The organism is Rhodovulum sp. HP10 (genome assembly GCF_047553435.1).
GTDB lineage: Bacteria > Pseudomonadota > Alphaproteobacteria > Rhodobacterales > Rhodobacteraceae > Rhodovulum.
Window position 1 is genome coordinate 1,302,851 of record NZ_CP180201.1, and the last position, 18,099, is coordinate 1,320,949.

The window sequence follows — 18,099 nt, forward strand, 5'->3', positions numbered from 1 at the left end:
CTGCGCCGTGGACCGGCGGCAGCTATGCGCAGGACCCCGACACTGCGCAGGAGCCACCAACGGCTTCAAGAGAAGGCGTGAACGCCACCTATTGCCGCAAGTTAGTGCAGATTATGGCGGCCAAGGCAGTACTGTATAAAAAGCTTGCATGTGCCCTACTCGATAGTACTCTGCAGCAGAGTTCGCGGATAGATCTTTCTGCCGTGTCTCGCGGCAGGTGAAACCAACGTTAGGTGGAATTGCCTTTACGTATGTTACATTTCCTTGGAATACCCGTTGGGTGCCAACGAGTATCCGCGAACTCGCCAAGGCCTCCATGACCAATAACTTGACTAAACTTAAGGGCGCAAAAGGGCTTCACGGCATCGCCCATCTGATAGGGTTCGAGCCTAAAAACCTCGCCTACATATTGCATGGAATACCGGACGACTACAAATACACTGAATTCAATATCCCAAAGAAGTCTGGCGGTAAACGAATAATAAGAAGCCCTAAAGAGAAGCTAAAGCACGTTCAAAAGAGATTGGCTGAAAACCTCTCCCTCTGCCTATCGGAGATAGATACAATTGAAGGCGTGCAGAGGAAGTGTACGCTATCGCACGGCTTCCGGCAGAATTTGGGAATCTCGACAAATGCGGCCTCGCATGTACGTCGAAGGTGGGTATTCAATATCGATTTGGAAGACTTCTTCCCATCGATAAATTTCGGCCGGGTGCGCGGCTATTTCATGAAGAATAAGCACTTCGGCTTGGATGCGGCCAGTGCAACCATACTGGCTCAAATATGTTGCTGGAGAAACGAACTTCCTCAGGGCGCGCCTACCTCCCCGGTGGTTTCAAATCTGCTCGCCTCCCCTCTTGATATTGCGCTCAATCGTTTGGCGCGTCGCGAGCGTTGCACCTACACCAGATATGCCGACGACATTACGTTTTCGACGAACAAGAAGAATTTCCCGGCTGCTATTGCTGCGCCGTGCCAAGCCTTGAACGGAGCATGGGAGGTCGGAGATGACTTGCGTTATCGAATTTTCCGTAACGGATTTCATATAAATCACAAAAAGACACGGATGCAACACTATTGGTCCAGGCAAGAGGTCACGGGACTGACGGTAAACACGAAAGTGAACATTCCAAATGATTACTTAAAAGTTGTGAGGTCTCGTGTTGATCATTTAATCTCTGGGAAGGGTGCGTTTTCAGAAATTTCCGGAGCCAAAATTCCCATAAGCAATGGGCAGATGCAAGGCATGCTGGCCCACATATTTAAGATTAAAGCTGAGGAGCTCGAGTATAGGCGCCCAAAAGACAAGACGGCGATGCCTGGATTTCTCCGAACGCATCAAAAGTTTCTTGACTACATTTACTTCGCTTCTTCGGATCGCCCAATGATCGTTTGCGAGGGCAAGACCGATAATTCCTACTTGAGGCTTTCGCTGCGTGCCCACGACAAAACCTACCCTAAGCTCATCTCGAGTGATGGCTCTAAAGAGCTGCTGATCAGGCTCTTCCGACAGACAAGAATATCTCGCGTGGCTCAGGGAATCGGCGGGGGCGCAGGCGATTTGGCTGGCTTAATAAGGTTTTACAAAGAACGAATGAGTGCCACAAAAGTTCAGTTACCGGAATTTCCAGTGATTGTGATTGTTGACAACGATGACGGCCCCAGGGGCAAAGGCGGTGTCTTCAGCGCAGTAAAGCAGGCTTCTGGCACCGAAACCGTCGATGGGACCGAGAGGTTTTATCATGTTTGCTCCAATCTGTACTTAGTTCCTACTCCTCTTCTCACCGGTGGCGCGCACTCTATGATCGAGAGCTTCCTTGCTCCGGCGGTATTGTCGACAAAGGTAGGCGGCAAAAATCTGCACCTCGATGAAAAAACTTTTGACAAAACAAAGCACATCGGAAAGGAGCTTTTTGTTAAACATGTCGTGCAAAAGAATGCGGCAACTATCGACTTCTCGGGTTACAAGCCGATCTTGGACGCTATTACGGAAGTGATTGCAGACTATGAAAAGCGGAAGCCTTAGAAAACTGGTACTGGCCGTCCGCTAAACTTGATATCAGCGACTGGTGCAGTTTCGAGCCGGTCATTCGCAGCCCTTGAGGTGAAGGGCAACTAAGGGCCGAGGCTGTGTGAAAAGTCCAGTCCCGAGAAATTGTCGGGAACAGTTTCCCCAGTGGCCCGTATGCGGCGGCTCAAGCCAGAACGAAAAACTGCCCTTGCTCCTATGGGAGAACGTCGTTTCTGGGTCGACCATGCCTAAACGAGTTTTCACACCGCCTCGGCCGTTTGCTCCTCCGGTTGTGGCCAGCTTCATCAGCCAAGCGGACGTCAGCTTGTGTGATTCGTCAACTGGCAACGGCAGGGGCGCCGAACGTCGGCTATCGGCAGCGAGTGTCCAGGTGGGCGGCCCGAGGCGCTCAAGCGCCACGCCGCACCGCCGCTCCGAGCCCCCATCGCACGGTTATCGACAAAACAAAAATGCCCGGACCGCACAGTCGCGGGCCGGGCTTGGGTTATCCCTGTTGCTCCAACCCGAAGGCGGAATGATGGATCAGCTCGCCTTTCGGTTCGCGGGCATCGAACGGCAGGGCCTGAACGAACTGGGGCGGGCAGCTCCCCACCCGCAATTGATGAAAGGACCTGAAACCGAACCGGCCATAATACCCGGGATCCCCGACCAGGGCCGCTCCTTTGCAGGTCGCCCGCAACCGAATGATCGCCTCGGCCATGAGCGCGCTGCCGATGCCCTGCCCCTGTCGCGGCGGCCGAACGGCAAGGGGACCGATCAGCCCCCAGCCGGACGCGGCGCCGATCCGGGCATCCGATGCAGCCAGATAGCCGACACCTCGCCCCCGTCCTCGGCCACGAGCGACAGGCTCAGAGCATTGTCTGCCCTGAGCCTGTCAATAATTGCAGCTTCGGTTCCGGTGGCCTGCGGCAGCATCTTCATGGCTTCGGTCACGACCTCGCGGATAGCGGGGAGATCTCTGTCGATTTCATTTCGGATCAACATGTTACTATCCTTGGTTGTCGAGTTGCGCGCGCACGGAAAGACGTCCGCGTTTCGATATCCGATAGGGACCGCCAGACCGGGATTCGATCAGCCGCTTGCGCCGCAACTTGCTGAAGATGGTCATGTCGAAATCGGAAAGGATCATGCCTTCGCGTGTGACGCAGGTGACCGCAGTGATCCTGGGGCTATCCTCACGCTCGTGCAGGATGTGGCCGCCAAGAGCCAGAACGTGCAGCGCACGCTGTTCATTTCTTGAGATATTCATGGAAGTCTCGTGTGAGATACGCAAAAAAGCCAAGGGGCGAGCGCCCCCCGGCGGCTTTGGTTTCACGCGGCTCTCTGAAACTCAGAGAGCCTTATCACACAAGCTCTGACATCCAGTCTCCGTTGTCCGGGCGACGAACCCTGCCGTCACCCGAAGTGAAAGATAGCTGCTCTGGAGACGGATCACAACCCGGCCGAGCGAGCGTCTGTTTTTGTTCGCTTTCCGCAGCTTTGCGGCTCCACGGGGCCGCAACCGCGATGAACGGCCGCTTTCGTGATTTCACAGTCGGAAGAGGCCGGAGCGCTCAATGGCTGCTAACGGCAGCGAGTGATCGAGCGGACGAGGCGAGGCGCTCAGGCGCCGCAGAGCGTTGCACCGGCCGCGCCCTACACCCGCGCAGCCTTCGGCTCGGGCTGGACGGATCCGGACGGCGACTGCCTCGACACCCGGGCCGAGCTGCTGGCGGCTCTCTCCACCGTGCCGGTGACTCTGGCGCCCTCGGGCTGCGCGGTGCGCCATGGCCGCTGGTTCGCGCCCTATACCGCCGCGACGCGGCCGAAGGCACGGGCGATCCGTACCATTGGGGTCAGGTCGAAAGCGATTACCGGGGCAAGGTGCGCCTGAAGGTCCATAATGGCCGCGAGGATCTGGCGGCCGAGGCCCGCTATGTCGCGGCGGCGCACGAATGGACCGAGGCGCATCGGCTGCGCGGCGTGGCCCATGTCTACTTCAAGGCCGATTACGACCGCGATCTCTTCCCCAGCGGCCCGCCCCAGATCCGCGTCCGCGCCCGCAGCGAGGGGCGAGCGCCCGGCGCAACACTGAAGCGAACAGATTTTTCGGGGAACTATCCTGCGCAGGCCGGTGCGAACCCGGCGGACAGGGCCGCGACGAGGAAGGCCTGGCGCGCATCCTCAACGGAACTCATGCATTCCATAGCGGATTCAACCTTGGCAAGTGCCGTGTGTCGGGCCCCGTCCGAGACCGGCCATCTGCGACGCAGCCAGTAGCGGGCTTTCTCGATCGTTGCAAAGCGTTCGGTGTCGCCATCATGCGAGGTCATCAGAACCATGGGGTGGCCCCATTGGATTTCCATCATTCGTAAAGTCTTTCTTTTCAGGTGATCGCGGCCGGCGCATACGGGCAGGCATTGCTTCGCCACCCCGTGCCGCCCGGCGCGGAAACAGAAGGGGATCGCGCCGACCTCGCCCCGGTCGATACCTATCCATGCGGATAGGGTGCGCGGCACATCTGAGCGGAGACAAGTCTGGCTGCAATCAGCTCCGCCGTATCGGCGGAGCCGGGCATGCCAGGCGCTTCGGATGCCGCTGAGTTACGTCGGCAGAGCGCAGCCTTTGCCGGGTGCACTCTTCCAACGGGCACTTCAGGATCCTGAAGCTCATGCTGCTATTGCGGTGCAGGCGGAAACGCGAAGGCTGGATAGGCCCTGATGTTTCCCGCCTGAACCAGCGACACCCGCGAGCGCGTGTCGCTGCGAAGGCTTTACGCGAGCGCCAGGTTGCTGGCGGACTCGCGGCCGTCACGGCCGGTTTCGATGTCGAAGGTAACCTTCTGACCGTCTTCGATGTGGCTGATGCCTGCACGCTCGACGGCCGAAATATGAAGGAAGATATCCTTACTGCCGTGTTCCGGTTGAATGAAGCCGAAACCTTTGGTGCTGTTGAACCATTTCACGGTGCCATTGGCCATATCCGTGTTCTCCTAAAGTAATGCTGCCCACAGGATCGCGACAGCCCGGCAAAAGTCGATCCAAGTCGATCAACCGAAACCGGGTCAGCGGCAGCAGCATTTCGAAGAGAAAAAACGTTAGCGCTTAATGTATGAAGGCGAAGGCCTGCCAATGCAAGGATTCTTTTCTTGCGGCTGAACGCACCAAGCTTCCCTCACTTGTGATCCTCGGGGCTGAGCAACCTTCGATGGTCGCATTCGCCCGCCACTGAGCGCGTCGGTGAACTCAAGCAGACTCCCCCTGATGGCGAGGTACACTCTGCCGTGCGCCCATCACCCGCTGCCGATAGCGGCCACTCAGCGCTCACTCCCATCACCGGTGACGGCTCTTAGACGCGAAAGCCCGCTTGCATCGTCAGCGACACCGGCACCGAGTTCACCAGCCGCGCCATCCTGAAATGGGCCGACAAGAACGAAGTGCCCTGGCATTACATCGACCCGGGCAAACCGCAGCAGAACGCCTTCATCGAAAGCTTCAATGGCAGCCTGCGCGACGAGCTCTTGAACGTGAGCTACCCCCCGAAATTCGGACAGTGACGTAAGCTACGATTTGCAGTCTGCTGATCTTCGACGAGAAGGAGATCAGAGATGTCGAAACGCAAGCAGCACGCGCCTGAGTTCAAGGCGAAGGTCGCGCTGGAAGCCCTGAAGGGTGAAGAGACGGCGGCCGAGCTGGCGAGCCGGTTCGGAGTGCATCCGACGATGATCCATCAATGGAAGCGCGCCCTGCTCGAAGGCGCGTCCGGCGTGTTCGAGCGCGGCGGCCGCAAGAGACCCGAGATCGACGAGGAGCAGGTGAAGGAGCTCCACGCCAAGATCGGGGAGCTGGCGGTGGCCAACTCTTTTTTGGAACGAAAGCTGAAGCCCTGGGGCGGGAAGTGAGGCGCGGTATGATCGAGCCTGACCATCCTCAGCTGTCCATCGGTCAGCAGTGCAGGCTGCTGTCGATTGCGCGCTCGTCCTATTACTACGAGCCGAAGGGAGAGACCGCACAGAACCTCGGCCTGATGCGGCAGATCGACGAGCAGTTCCTGGAGACGCCGTTCTTCGGTGTCCGCCAGATGACCTGGCACCTGCGCAATGACGGGCATCTCGTGAACGAGAAGCGAATACGCCGGCTAATGCGCCTCATGGGGCTGATGCCGATTTACCAGAAGCCCAACGCCGTGCCTGAACTCGAATGGAAAGCGCCAGCGGTCGCGGACCTGCTGGCGATTGTCGATTACATCTCGGACGACAACCCGGATGCGGCCCTCGCGCTGATGGAAGAAATCCAAGACAAGGTTGCACAGCTTCCGGCTCACCCGAAACGCTGCCGCCCTGGCAGGGTCGAAGGCACACGCGAGCTGGTGGTCCGACCGAACTACATCGTGGTCTATGCCGAGACCCCATCCGCCAGATCATCGAGGACGATCACACGCCGTTCTATCGCATGGAGCTGACAGCCGATGACCTGGTAATCTTCAGGCCCCGATCCCCGCAGAGGGAACTGCTACCCGAGATCCGTCTACCTGAATGGGCCGAAGAAAAGGCCAGGATCATCGCCATGGAGAAAGGCTGGGACTACTACGCTCTTCGCTCAGACTGGCTGTCATTCGCTAGAAGAGAGGCTACCAAAGGGAACCCTCCGAAAAGCGCAGGGGCTGCCTTTGTGGCCTACTGTAGGAAGAAAGAGCCTCTACGGTAACTAAGATGGACAGGAACAATGAAATACCTGATTGGAACTCTGACGATTTTATGCAGCATCGTACTTACCAGCTGCGGGCCCACTGAAGGTGGTAGGGCAACAACTAATGTGCCGGATCCGTCTCGCGCGATACAATGGCGTGAGGTATCGGCCGTTTCAAAGGACCAACCCGAGAAGCTGCGCGCCCTCCTGGCGGACAGCTCATTTCTTGTCCGTATGGTATGGGGACGGGAATACATCTACTTCGCGTCTTCTGGGCGAGCATATTTCTGGGATACCCGTGATCGCAAGATCGTAACTGGCAGTTGGACAATCCTACCCGCCCGTATTGGAACAGATTCTGTCTGTTGGGCAAAAGGTGGCTTGCCGGACCATCTGGCTGGCAAGGCGCTTGTAGATAACTGTCGCTCGGCTGCTAGTTTCGTTGGAATAGCCGACTATCTGTCACACGGTGATGCCTTCGGATTGGCCGCGGGCCGAGCTCCCGAATAAGCCAACCAGATAAGTCTAACCAAAAAGACGCGCCCAAAGACCGCGTCTTACCAATTTATCACTTTGATCGGTAAGACGCGCATGGAGACGCACCCGCTCGGCCTCGGCTCCGTCTAGGCGAGTGCGCAAGTCTTCGATCTGATCGACAAGCTGATCACGCTCCCGGTCTCGTTCGGCCTTCATCGTGTCGATCTGCTCACGAAGCATATTAATTTCCATGGACAACGCACTGTTTTCATGCGTTTCCATATAGGTTTCCTCTTGGGTCTTAACACCGTTCGGAAACGGGTTCGCGGACATCCACCTGGACAGCTCGGATGGATCGATCTGCCAGCGCCCCTTGTCGTCCTTCTCCGCAGATATTCCTCCAGAATTAAGGGCCTTTGAAAGCGTTCCCTTCGATCTCTTCGCGGCTTTCGCCGCCTGAGCGCGCTGGCAATTTCACTCATCTATGATGTCGAAGTCATCTTCTTCGGTCGAAGGCTTGCTGTGCCTTTGTGGCTTCGGCGCACCTGCCCTCTTCTTTCCTAGAGCGTAGTCCGCCATGGAGGGAGACGGATGGCCGGGAAACCCTTCCTCGAAGCCCTGCACCATCTCCTTGTAGCTGAGGCCCAATGCAGACATCTTGCAAAGCTCGCGCCCATCGGTCCCGTCCTTGAGCACGAGGCCGCCACCCTTGGGCGCCACTTCAAGACCCCGTTCTTTGAAGCTGTCGATAAATTCGTCCCACGATCGGCTTGCGTTGTAGATGCGCTGCGCAAGCGAAGCGAGCGCATCCGCATCATCCGGCGTGACGGCTTTCGCAAGCTGCCCGCCCCGGATCTCCGTGCAGCCTGCCGGATTGGCCCGAGAGACGACACTCTCGACAGCTGTGTCAGGCAACGTTGCGGCAGAAGGTACTTGTCCCGGTGGGGCAAAAACCAGCTCGGGAAGGACGGTCTCCCAAGCATCTCGACGCGCGTAGTGCGCATACTTCTCGTCACCATCCGACTTGCGCCACTGGACCACAGCTCCAACTGCACCCGAAAGCAAGATCTGCCCCGGCGGATGCTCCCATGACTTCGACATGCGCCCCAAAAGGCGGCCATGCCGGTCCAGCAACTCCCAGTTGGAGGCTCGGTGGTCCAGGTGCAACGGGTCACCCACCCGGCATTCCAGGATTGCCCGGTGAACCTCGTGCCGATCCCCCTGGCGCCCGGCATATGACAGATCGGAATGCTTGAGATTCGGCAGATTGTAGACTCTCGAAGGTAATCCTCCAGCCGGGAACTGCGGCACAACCTGTCTCTCAACGACACAGGGCGTGCCGGGTCTCAGGAACACATGCTGACCCGAAGCCATAACGATCAGGCCCTTTTGGGCACGCGTCATCGCGACATAGAAAAGTCGGCGCGGAGCATCACGGTCTTCGTTCTTCGATGCCCGGTCCCAACCGCCATCCAGAATAGCAACATGATCGAACTCGAGCCCCTTGGCCCGGTGCGCTGTCAGCAGGAGCAGCCCACGCTGCTCGCCCCGTGTCTCACGGGACCATTCGGCCAGCCATTCGACAATATCGGGCACTGGCATGGTCTTTGTCTTCAGCTCTCTCGCCAGCTCGGCGATACCTTCTGCCAAAAGGTCGACCCACTTGTTGACCGACTGCTCGTTGAGGAGCTCGATGATGTCGGCAACGCCCAGAAGCTCTCCCTGTCGCCGCCGCAGACTTGCCACGAGTGCCTGCGTCTCGCGCAGTCGCCAGATGTTTGGCAGGTCCTGATTGGCCATTTCGACCTTGATACCCTGCTTCTCAGCATAAGTCCGGACAGCGCCAAGCCTCTTCCAGTCACGAGAGATGATGGCGGTACGGGCCCAGGACCACTCCGGATCCAGTTTCGACAGCCGCACCATCTCGTCGACAGCAGCGATCGCCTGTGGCACATCGCCGGAGGGGACATTCAGCAGCTGAACCCGGCCCTGTCCAACCCCATCCACCTTTGCGAGGGCGCCCCCCTCGGGATCACGCCTGCGATCTGCGTTGATCCTGATCTCATGATCCACCTTCATCCGATCCGGCGCCGCCGAAATCACCGCATTGGCCGCCGCAATGATGTGGTTGGTAGAACGATAGTTCTCAACCAGGAACGCCGGCCGCGCCTTGTAGTCTTCTTCGAACTGCCGGATGAACCCGACGGATGCGCCATTGAAGGCATAGATGTTCTGATCGTCGTCCCCGACGGCGAACAGGCTGAGCTTCAGGTCGGCATCCTCGAGAGATCTGCCAGCGACTGCCGAGATAAGCTGATACTCTTCGGGCCCGATGTCCTGATACTCGTCCACGAGGATCCAGCGATAGCCCTGGATCAGGGTCTCGCGCTGCGCTTCGGCTTCGGATTTCGACAGCCCTTCGCCCTCGAGCTGGCGCACCGCCTCCATTACGATGCCGTCGAAATCTTCGGTCTCGGCCCGCTGACCCACAAAACTGGCCCCAACAAGCTTCATCGCCAGCGCATGACAGGTAGAGACAGTGACGCCAATGGCATCGTCGCCGACCAGCGCCCGCAGCCGCACGCGGATTTCGGCCGCTGCGTGCCGGTTGTAGGCAAGAACCAGGATGCCTCGCGGGTCCTCGCGTTTCATACGCAGCAGATAGGCGATCCGATGGACCAGCACCCGCGTCTTGCCTGACCCCGGGCCCGCCAGGACCAGAACGTTCGTCCGGTCCCGGTCATCCGTCACGATATCCTGCTGGACCTTGTTGCCCAGCTTCTCGACGATCGCATCCCAGGAGGCGCTGGTGGTCTGCCGTCGGACCTCGCGGCCCATGCCAGGCATCCACCGTTTCATGAACTGCTCCTTGTTGAGCAGGAAGTAATCCTCCGACAGGCGTGACGCATCGCTCATCGCCCGCAGCCCTGTTTCGGCATAGGTCGCCATGACATGGGTCTGGAGTGTCTGCTCGCCGTAGTGGTCCTCTAGCGGCGCGAAATGCGCCTGGGTGAACTGCCCCCCTGCCGGATCGAGATAGACCGTCATGGCAGAGCGGAACACTGTAAGCCCCTTTCCGAGCGTCGCCACGCCCTGTTCATGCAGCCACATAAGCGCCCGCTCCATGAGCTTGGTCATGTCGCCAATGCCGCTGGTCTTCAGGAAGGCATCCTGATTCAGCTGTGCCAGCAGGTCGCCGACCGTCGTCTCGATCTGAAGATCTTTGCCCCGCACACCCTTGTCGAGCCGACCTGTCAGATAGGTCAGGAGCAGCTCGGCCGCTTGCCACCGCAAGTTTGCCGTTGCCCGAACTGTTTTCCAGGGCCGCACCAGAGTGACCATCAGCGTATTGCGACTGACCCTTCGCAGAGAGATGTTCCCGCGACCGCCGTCCTGGCTTCGGCCATCCTGGGCAATCCCCCGCACCAGCCTATCGACCGCATCGGGCCTGACATCCGGATGGCCCTGGTCGCGCAAGCGCTGACAGGTTTCAGAAAGGTTCAGCGGAACCGGGGTTCGGTCATCTATGTCCGGCGCCAGCTCCTGCATCAGTGCGATCAGATCGCCCTCCAGCGCAGAAGCCTGAGCCAGTCTCTGTGCTGAGGAACTGGCAACACCAACGTGGACAAAAACCGTCATCGCAACGTCGTTGCGCGCGATGCCCAGCGTTTCCAGCGTCGACATGGCCTTTGGCAGCGCACCGGGTGATATCCCCGCCACACCGCAAAGCTCATCGGTCGACACGCCTTCGTCAGCCGGGGCGGAGACCAGATGCGCCACGATGGCCAGAAGCTGGTTGCGATGCGCTAGCGTCAGGTCTGCCCCGGCCAACCGCTGCTTCGCCTCATCCACAGACCGCACCCGCAGGGACGACGGGAACACCTGAACCCGGTTCTCTTCCCGCGATACAAGATGCGCTTCCTCCAGCCACGACACAGCGGTCTTGACGCGGGTGTCGTCCGTGGCGCTGTCGCGCTCGAACTCCTGGTCTTTCTCGGACCGGACGATCTCACCAGAAGTCGCAACGACCTTGCCGGTCTTTTTCGTCCGCTCGTCGATCCGGCGCAGCGCCTTGAGGATTGCCCCGATTTCATGCCGGGCGAGGCGCGAACTGGCCGTCAGCCGGAATTGCCGTTCCACATCATCAGCCGCGAACAACAGGACGCAATGGGCGTCCTCCCGGTCCCGTCCGGCGCGCCCGGCCTCCTGTAGGTAGTTCTCCAAAGACCCCGGGATATCGGCGTGGACGACCAAGCGGATGTCGGGCTTGTCGATCCCCATCCCGAAGGCGTTGGTCGCGGCAATCACGCGCAGCTCGCCCACCCGGAACTGTTCCTGCACGACCTGCTTGTCGTCCGCGCTCATCCCGGCATGGAAATGCGCCGCATCCACACCCTGAGACTTCAGGAACTCGGCCACCCGCTCGGTTTCCTTGCGCGAGGAACAATAAACCACCGCCCCAGAGCGCCCCTCGGCGGGAAGCAGTGCGTCGAGGACCTTCATCACGTCCGACAATTTGGATGCCTTGTTCGTCGGTCGCACTTCGAACGCCAGGTTTGTCCGCGAGGCGCCCCCGTCAAGCGGCAGCAGCTCGACCCCGGCCTTCGACTGGAAGTGTTCGATGATATCCGCAACCACCTCGGGCTTTGCGGTGGCGGTGAGGCAGAGCACGGGCACCGGTGGTTGATCCCCCGAGAACTCCCTGATGAAGCGGCCGAGATAGCGATAGTCCGGCCGGAAATCATGCCCCCACTTCGACACGCAGTGTGCTTCGTCAATCGCCCAGAGCCCCACTTCGCGCTGCGCCAGCACACTACGGATCGAAGTGCTGCGAAGCTGCTCGGGAGAGATGATGAGGATCCCGGCGTCGCCCATCCGGACCTTGTCGAGCGCGTCCTGACGTTCCGGCATGGACATCATGCCGTTGATCGTGACCGAGCAGGAGATACCGGCACGCTCCATCCCCTGCACCTGATCCGCCATCAAAGCGACCAGGGGAGAAATCACCACCGTCAGCGCACCAATCTTGTCGAACCGTGACAGCGCCGGCACCTGGTAGCACAGCGACTTGCCCGTCCCTGTCGGCAGGATCCCCAGCAGGCTGTTGCCAGACATGGCCTCGTCGACGATGCGTTCCTGCAGCGGGCGTCCCTCCGGGTCCACCGGCTTGGGGCGGAAGCTGGGGAACCCGAACCACCTTTCCAAGGCGCGCACCGGGTCGTTCTGCTCGGCGCACCAGGTGCAGGCCGGATCTTTGCAGGAGGTGTCCCGCAGGTGCCTGACGATCAAAGATGCCTCGCGGAACTGGGCTCTCACCCAGGGAGGCATGACGGAGTCGCCGCCTGCCACCGTAATCCAAGAGAGGGCATAGGCCATCGGCCAGCCGTTCTGAGGGCTACTGAGGCGTCGCAACGTCTGTTCGACACGCAACCCGCAAGCTCGCCCGTCGAGCAACCGCGTGATCGCGGCAGCAGCCTCGTCATAGCTTGGACAACTCTTGCCGCGCAGATAAGAAAATACGGCATCAAAGCCGCCGGCGCGTTCCATGCGCGTGGTCAGATAATGGTAGGCAGCCAGCGCGTCGGGCGCGACCTCCGCCAGTTTTGCAAAAGCATCCAGCTGATTGGCGAGCACCTCGAAAACAAGGCGCGCGTCCAGTTCGGGATCGTTTACATGCCCGGTGGCAAGGCGCCCGTCATGATAGTGCTTCACAAGGTGGTGGTATGGGTTCCGCGGGAAGGCCAGCGGGTTCAGCCACAGGGTATCGATTGGCGCCTGTATGATCTGGCCAAGTCGGGGCCGTTTCGCGATCAGATGCTCGAGGTCGTGCTTCAGGAAGTTATGACCAATGGGATGGGCCACATCACCTACCTGCGCTTCGAGCTGATCGAGGAACTCTTCGGAAATCCCTTCCATCGACTTCAGCACCGGCCGTTCATCACCGCGCACGGCCGCTATACCAAAGATCTTTGCCCTGGAAGGATCGACCTCAAGATCGATTGACAGGCACCGGGACAAGAGTTGGTTGTGACGCATTTCCATAGACTTATGAGTAACGATGAGAACGCGCCGAACAAAGCCCCTTGATGTGGTGGTGGGGCACGAACGTAACGGCGTGCCTGACGCGACGGGCAACCGAGTCATTGGGAGAGACGAAGGCCGCAAGCAGATGCGCCATGTCGCCGACACCACCCCATTCGTCTCGGGCCAGCATCTCGATCGGGCGCTGCTCCTTTAGCAGCTCTGCCTCGCCGTGCTTAACGACGAACTGCAGCTCTCCCCACTCTGCCTCGTTGATACCGCCGAGGATCACAGTGTCCAAGGGCGTTTCCAGGTTGCCCAGCTCTTGTCGTTGCCCCGGCGCCAGCCGATCCACCGCCCAAGTCTTCAGGCGGATCAGACCGGGACTGCAAGTCAGTTCGAGAGTGACATTCTCCAGCGGCGCGTCTGAAAGGTTCTGCAACACGACACTTTTCAGAACCGAGACACCGTTCTGGGAAGATGCAAAGTTTACTTTCTGAGCGACGGACAGCTCCAGAACGAGCTGGTCACGCGACCCTTCCCCAACCGTATCAAACGACATTCTTACGCTACCTGGCCCTTCAATCCCCAAGTCAGTCACTCATACGAGCATGTGTCTGTCAATTACACGGTCGTTTCGCCCAAGAATTGAAAACCTGCCAAAGCTCCCGCGATCTGGCGAAGTTGCAGAAGGAAATTTCAGACGCTCAGCCCCCGGAAATTTCAGATTGTCAGGTCAGAACCAACGGAATTTGGAGCTGATCTTATCCCTCATACCCACTAGAAGAACCTGGAAGACGCCTACGCCTACGCAAACGGCTGCCGCGCCCGAACGCTCTGCTCACTTCCCGCCGATGCTCGCACAAGTGTCACCTGATAGCAGAAGGGTGCAGTTTCGGTAATCTCCACGATATCTCCGGCACGCGCACCGTTGTCCGCAAAGAAGCTGCGTACCCAGGATCGGTCACGGAAAATCTTCTTGGTCAGGTCGATATCGGTGACGGCCGGAAGCGCTCCGCCGCAATTGATGGTCAGGGTCCGCGCGGCTGCACTTGCCCTATTGCTCCCGCCAAGGGCTTCCTTCGGGAAAGAGCTGATGCAATCGCGCAAGTAGAAGTGATTGTTATTGAGGTTGCCCTGCGTCAGCACGCTCCGCCCAACGAGACCGCGGATTGGTGTCTCGGCCTCGGGCGTCTGGTCTGCCAGAGGTGATGACAGCTCGGAACGGACGTTGGCGGCCGCACGCGGCGAGCTCCCGGCATCTTCCTCGTCGATGACATCGAAATCCTCCACGACAACCCGCGTGCCGCCTTCCGCCCTCAGCACGACCTCCGCCGCGGCGCGCGCGTCTTCGCCGGCATCGTGGTGCTCGAACCGCAGGCCAAGGTGCTGCTTGAGCGAGGCAAGGCCATGCCCGCCGTTCCCCTTCAGCTCGGGCCATGCCGCGCGGGCGACGGTCACGCTGTTCTGCCAGTTCCAGCCCGGCTCCTGCCGGTCAAGCGTGGCACAGGCGGCGCGGATCGCACTGCGGTCGAACCCGGAGTGCTGATAGACCGGGCAACCCGCGAGCCGTTCCTCCAACAGGTCAAGGACCTCCCCGATCGTGGGCGCCCCGACCACCATGCCAGGCGTGATGCCGTGCAACCCGCTGAAAACCCAGTGATCCGTTCCAGGGTCGACAAGGGTTACCCAGGTCTCGATGCGGTCATCGGGCAGAACGCAGGCAATCCCTACCTGGCAAATGCTTGCGCGATCATGGTTTGCGGTCTCCACATCGAGGGCGAAGAACCGGAAGGGGCCGTCGGGCAGCTTCGGCAGCGCCCCGCTCGCGGAAGTGACATCGTGGGTACCAGCTGCCTGAACATCCTCACGGGACCGCGCAAGCTGCCGTCCCAGGGCCGCGCGCTCGAAGGGGCTGAGGTCCAGCTCCTCGATCAGGGCATCGACAAGGGCGGTCGGCTCCTCGTAGGGGTCCATTCCGCGGCGGTTCCAGGCGATCATGTCCTGCGGCGCAAGCGCGATGACCTGGGCCTCGATGCCGGAGATATCCGCATGATCCGGCAGCGGCACCCAGACGGCCGCACAATGGCGCGCGATGAAGGCGTTGCGCAGGGCCTTGGCGATGCCCCCGTCCGCCTTCGTGGCCGGGTCATTGCGCAACCGCCACATTCGCCCGGTGTTGTACATGCGCGAGAAGTAGTGGCTGGTGCTTTCGGACCCGGTGCGGTGGCGCTGATGGATGCGCTTGCGGAAGGTCTCGGACGCCGAAGAGGTCGAACCGATGTAGCGGAAGGCTCCGGTGTGGTCGAAGAGCCCGTAGATGCCACGCGCATCATCAGGCGCTTCAGAGGTCGGTCGCGGGGTCGCCGCACGCAGCATTGCTAGGATCTCGGCTGCGGTAGGGGTAGTCATGTCGTGCCTCAATCCTTCTCGATACACTGCCAGGCGATACCGCTGACAATGCCCCAGATACCCTCCTCGTTCGGGCGCCGCCAGCGCGGGATCGCGCATTGTATTCAGCCGTGACGCAGGAAAACGCGATTCGGCCAATGCCGTCAGATTTGGGGTAAATTAACACCTCCGATCCGTGTTTCGCGAGCACGGTTGCGTCGGGTTTTGCGAAAAACTCCAAAATAGAGACTTCAGCGCGTTTGCGAATAATATTCTGAATGCCGATTATGGCCCGCAGCTCCTGGCCTCCGGTAGCACCGCGACCTTTGCGAAAAAATTGCGGGCGCTGCGAGGGGCTTGCACACATGACAAGGCTGCGACAGACCTAACAGAAATGCTGATGGATCAGCCCCTTAGACGGCCCGTCAGGTGTCAATGCTCGCTCTCTCTTGCGGGGGGAATGTAGGTCGTTCAGGAGCCCAAGTTGCAGAGCCCCAACATTATCGAAATTCCGGACAACGGCGGAGCGGTCGCAGTAATGGCAGATCTCCATTTCAAGTCATATTTGCGGCATGGAAGTAACCCGCTCGAGTTTCATGGCCTCGAAGATCGGCTCCTCGGGGAAAACGTCGATGCCTTGATCGTCGCGGGTGACCTGTCTGACACCTTCGGCCCGTCACTGCAGGACGCGCTCGCATATCTGAGCCGCTATGTTCCCGCCGATCGCATCCACCTCCTCCCCGGAAACCATGACTACTATTCTGGGCGGCTGGACGACGAGAACCGGCTGCGTGACCTGGTTCACGCAAGCGGGAGTTGGTTCGCGCAGAAGACCGAACTCCGCCATCGTAGCGACCGGTATCTCTGCGCCACGCTTTGGACCGACTTCGAGCTATTGGGGGATCAGGAGGCTGCCAAGAACTACGCACGCCGGTTCATGCGCGACTTCGACATGATCTCCACCGAAGCGTCTGGTCATGAGTGGCTTGATCCGGACGAGGTGCTGCCGCGCCGCATTGTCCCGGTTACACCTGAGGACATAATCGCCGTGCATCGAGAACACCGCGCTTGGCTGGAAGAAAGACTGGCGACCCCACATTTCGCCGGCAATGGCAGGACCTTTGTCGTCACGCACCACGGCCCGCACCCGTCCGCCGCAGGCCCAATCGATGGTCTCACGCCAGCCTTCCACTCAAACCTGACCGAAGTCCTCGAGCGGAGCGACATCGACACCTGGTTCTTCGGACATTCGCACCGGCGGCTGTCCTGCACAGTCGCAGGGACACGTATCCAGAATGTTTCAATCGGCTATCGCATGTCACGCATCATGGCGTCTGGCCTGGGCGAGCTGAAGCGTCAGCCGACCGTTGTCGATGCAGAGGTTCTGGAAGACCGGAATTGGTTTGAACCAGGGCTCCTTGAAGCACTTCTATCGACAGCGGCTGACGATACAGCGGCGAGGTGACTTCGCCTCGACACCGTCGTAAGTCAGCTAGGGACTGCATGATGCGCAGGTGTGAGACCTCAGCCGGAAGCGCCGCTGCTCCCGGCCCCCTGCAGACATTCATCGGGCCGGTCTACGCGGCGATGCAGTTCACCGAACCGGCCATTCGAGGCGCTGTGCAAGGCGACCCTGCCGGGAAACCCGATGGCCACCGCCAGCTACACCACATCCTTGTACGTCACCCTTCTTGTGTCGCCTTCATCTGGCGCTTCCAGGAAACCAGTCGAGAGCAATAAGCCGAAGTGAGAGTGCAGCTCGCCCCCCCAATTGCAACTTTACCTTGCTAGAATCAGAAAGCAGATCACCACTGGAAGAAGAAGCACTGTGGAGCTGCTATGCCAATTTCGGATTTGTCCCTCAGAAAGGCGTTAAAACTGTCGTTTGCCGATCAAGTTCTGCTCCGACGAGAGTTGCGCACATTCATTCGAACCGAACGCAATAGAGAAAACGGGGCGGACCAAGGCGGCGGTGACTTCTATGGGCCTTTCTGGCGCGATGCCAAGCAGCACGCTCTTGGGCTAAGCGATCTATCTACGGACACCGAAGCGCGCATCGATGCTAATCCGCGACGCGCCAACCTATACCCCGAGTTACGTGACGGGTTTCTACTCTGGTGGGGGCAGCGCCGGAGGTGGACCAACGCGCCTTACGAGCAAGGCGCACGCCACTTCGGAAGTGTTGAACTACATGAAGCAGGGATTTCGATATCAGTTGAGAACCTGCTTTCCGTTATCGATGGTCGCGGTGATGAGTATCTTGTGTATCCGTACTTCTTCCCGGCCCCCGTGGTCTCAGAGGAGGCCGCATCAATTGCTCTATGGGTATGTTCACAAGCATTACCACGCGTTCCCGCTCAACAAATACGGGTCCTAGATGTCATGCGCGGCACCACGTTCTCACTAGACAGGAACCCACTTTCTGGGGATGAGCGCGCTACCTTCTGCGCGATGCTCAACAGGGTAGTGTCGGAGTATGAGGCTCTGATCGAAGAATGACTCCCGGAAGAC

General features: G+C 59.6%; 15 protein-coding genes and 1 pseudogene. 7 read left to right on the forward strand and 9 right to left on the reverse strand.

Annotated elements, in window-relative coordinates; translation table 11 throughout:
* Positions 1 to 316 precede the first annotated feature (316 nt).
* Positions 317 to 2,026 carry a retron Ec67 family RNA-directed DNA polymerase/endonuclease gene (locus tag ACK8CO_RS06090; protein WP_414898522.1) on the forward strand — a complete coding sequence of 570 codons (1,710 nt, stop codon included), beginning with the start codon at positions 317 to 319 and terminating at the stop codon, positions 2,024 to 2,026.
* Positions 2,027 to 2,516: 490 nt separating this feature from the next.
* Here ACK8CO_RS06090 and ACK8CO_RS06095 read toward each other — a convergent pair whose 3' ends face one another.
* From ACK8CO_RS06095 to ACK8CO_RS06105, 3 genes are read right to left on the reverse strand one after another with little or no spacing between them, the layout of a single operon-like run.
* Positions 2,517 to 2,837 (reverse strand): GNAT family N-acetyltransferase, encoded by a 321-nt coding sequence (locus ACK8CO_RS06095; protein ID WP_414898993.1) that lies wholly within the window; start codon positions 2,835 to 2,837, stop codon positions 2,517 to 2,519.
* Entirely contained in the window at positions 2,789 to 3,013 is a 225-nt protein-coding gene (locus ACK8CO_RS06100; protein WP_414898523.1) for a hypothetical protein, read from the reverse strand. The genes ACK8CO_RS06095 and ACK8CO_RS06100 overlap by 49 nt, the downstream gene beginning before the upstream one ends.
* A 7-nt stretch (positions 3,014 to 3,020) precedes the next feature.
* On the reverse strand, positions 3,021 to 3,281 hold the full coding sequence (locus ACK8CO_RS06105; RefSeq protein ID WP_414898524.1) for a YjhX family toxin: 261 nt from the start codon (positions 3,279 to 3,281) through the stop codon (positions 3,021 to 3,023).
* Between the two features lie 327 nt (positions 3,282 to 3,608).
* Here ACK8CO_RS06105 and ACK8CO_RS06110 point away from each other — a divergent pair, with 327 nt between their 5' ends.
* Complete coding sequence (locus ACK8CO_RS06110; protein ID WP_414898525.1) at positions 3,609 to 3,905, forward strand: hypothetical protein; 297 nt, start codon at positions 3,609 to 3,611, stop codon at positions 3,903 to 3,905.
* Positions 3,906 to 4,128: 223 nt separating this feature from the next.
* On the opposite strand, the gene ACK8CO_RS06115 is transcribed toward ACK8CO_RS06110, so the two are convergent.
* Both ACK8CO_RS06115 and ACK8CO_RS06120 read right to left on the reverse strand, forming a co-directional pair.
* Positions 4,129 to 4,380: a DUF982 domain-containing protein gene (locus ACK8CO_RS06115; RefSeq protein ID WP_080615312.1), complete on the reverse strand. Its 252-nt coding sequence runs from the start codon at positions 4,378 to 4,380 to the stop codon at positions 4,129 to 4,131.
* 404 nt (positions 4,381 to 4,784) lie between these two features.
* A complete protein-coding gene (locus ACK8CO_RS06120) occupies positions 4,785 to 4,991 on the reverse strand; it encodes a cold-shock protein (protein WP_080615311.1) in 207 nt (68 codons plus the stop codon).
* A gap of 378 nt (positions 4,992 to 5,369) precedes the next feature.
* Between ACK8CO_RS06120 and ACK8CO_RS06125 the strand changes: the two are divergent.
* The 3 genes and pseudogenes from ACK8CO_RS06125 to ACK8CO_RS06135 all read left to right on the forward strand — a co-directional run.
* Positions 5,370 to 5,537: pseudogene (locus tag ACK8CO_RS06125) on the forward strand (integrase core domain-containing protein); the annotation flags it as partial.
* An 81-nt stretch (positions 5,538 to 5,618) separates the two neighbouring features.
* On the forward strand, positions 5,619 to 5,912 hold the full coding sequence (locus ACK8CO_RS06130) for a transposase (protein WP_076534771.1): 294 nt from the start codon (positions 5,619 to 5,621) through the stop codon (positions 5,910 to 5,912).
* An 8-nt stretch (positions 5,913 to 5,920) separates the two neighbouring features.
* Positions 5,921 to 6,472: a type II toxin-antitoxin system mRNA interferase toxin, RelE/StbE family gene (locus ACK8CO_RS06135; protein WP_414898526.1), complete on the forward strand. Its 552-nt coding sequence runs from the start codon at positions 5,921 to 5,923 to the stop codon at positions 6,470 to 6,472.
* A 752-nt stretch (positions 6,473 to 7,224) separates the two neighbouring features.
* Here ACK8CO_RS06135 and ACK8CO_RS06140 read toward each other — a convergent pair.
* From ACK8CO_RS06140 to ACK8CO_RS06155, 4 genes are all read right to left on the reverse strand, one after another.
* The gene (locus tag ACK8CO_RS06140) at positions 7,225 to 7,458 is read right to left on the reverse strand and encodes a hypothetical protein (RefSeq protein WP_414898527.1); all 234 of its coding nucleotides are present in this window, start codon (positions 7,456 to 7,458) and stop codon (positions 7,225 to 7,227) included.
* Positions 7,459 to 7,650: 192 nt separating this feature from the next.
* Positions 7,651 to 13,218, reverse strand: coding sequence for a RecQ family ATP-dependent DNA helicase (locus ACK8CO_RS06145; RefSeq protein ID WP_414898528.1), 5,568 nt, complete (start codon positions 13,216 to 13,218; stop codon positions 7,651 to 7,653).
* Positions 13,219 to 13,222: 4 nt separating this feature from the next.
* Positions 13,223 to 13,759, reverse strand: a complete 537-nt coding sequence (locus tag ACK8CO_RS06150; RefSeq protein ID WP_414898529.1) for a hypothetical protein — start codon at positions 13,757 to 13,759, stop codon at positions 13,223 to 13,225.
* A gap of 245 nt (positions 13,760 to 14,004) precedes the next feature.
* Positions 14,005 to 15,609: an exonuclease domain-containing protein gene (locus ACK8CO_RS06155; protein WP_414898530.1), complete on the reverse strand. Its 1,605-nt coding sequence runs from the start codon at positions 15,607 to 15,609 to the stop codon at positions 14,005 to 14,007.
* A gap of 463 nt (positions 15,610 to 16,072) precedes the next feature.
* On the opposite strand from ACK8CO_RS06155, the gene ACK8CO_RS06160 reads away from it, so the two are divergent.
* Together ACK8CO_RS06160 and ACK8CO_RS06165 are read left to right on the forward strand one after the other, a co-directional pair.
* Positions 16,073 to 17,053 (forward strand): metallophosphoesterase family protein, encoded by a 981-nt coding sequence (locus tag ACK8CO_RS06160; protein ID WP_414898531.1) that lies wholly within the window; start codon positions 16,073 to 16,075, stop codon positions 17,051 to 17,053.
* A 374-nt stretch (positions 17,054 to 17,427) separates the two neighbouring features.
* On the forward strand, positions 17,428 to 18,087 hold the full coding sequence (locus ACK8CO_RS06165; protein WP_414898532.1) for a hypothetical protein: 660 nt from the start codon (positions 17,428 to 17,430) through the stop codon (positions 18,085 to 18,087).
* Positions 18,088 to 18,099: the final 12 nt, after the last annotated feature.

What these genes read in the sequence shown, in the direction of transcription:
- ACK8CO_RS06090 (WP_414898522.1), top strand. Translation starts at nt 317, where the DNA reads ATGACCAATAACTTGACTAAACTTAAGGGCGCAAAAGGGCTTCACGGC.
- ACK8CO_RS06105 (WP_414898524.1), bottom strand. Translation starts at nt 3,281, where the DNA reads ATGAATATCTCAAGAAATGAACAGCGTGCGCTGCACGTTCTGGCTCTT.
- ACK8CO_RS06115 (WP_080615312.1), bottom strand. Translation starts at nt 4,380, where the DNA reads ATGATGGAAATCCAATGGGGCCACCCCATGGTTCTGATGACCTCGCAT.
- ACK8CO_RS06120 (WP_080615311.1), bottom strand. Translation starts at nt 4,991, where the DNA reads ATGGCCAATGGCACCGTGAAATGGTTCAACAGCACCAAAGGTTTCGGC.
- ACK8CO_RS06130 (WP_076534771.1), top strand. Translation starts at nt 5,619, where the DNA reads ATGTCGAAACGCAAGCAGCACGCGCCTGAGTTCAAGGCGAAGGTCGCG.
- ACK8CO_RS06135 (WP_414898526.1), top strand. Translation starts at nt 5,921, where the DNA reads ATGATCGAGCCTGACCATCCTCAGCTGTCCATCGGTCAGCAGTGCAGG.
- ACK8CO_RS06140 (WP_414898527.1), bottom strand. Translation starts at nt 7,458, where the DNA reads ATGGAAACGCATGAAAACAGTGCGTTGTCCATGGAAATTAATATGCTT.
- ACK8CO_RS06145 (WP_414898528.1), bottom strand. Translation starts at nt 13,218, where the DNA reads ATGGAAATGCGTCACAACCAACTCTTGTCCCGGTGCCTGTCAATCGAT.
- ACK8CO_RS06150 (WP_414898529.1), bottom strand. Translation starts at nt 13,759, where the DNA reads ATGTCGTTTGATACGGTTGGGGAAGGGTCGCGTGACCAGCTCGTTCTG.
- ACK8CO_RS06155 (WP_414898530.1), bottom strand. Translation starts at nt 15,609, where the DNA reads ATGACTACCCCTACCGCAGCCGAGATCCTAGCAATGCTGCGTGCGGCG.
- ACK8CO_RS06165 (WP_414898532.1), top strand. Translation starts at nt 17,428, where the DNA reads ATGCCAATTTCGGATTTGTCCCTCAGAAAGGCGTTAAAACTGTCGTTT.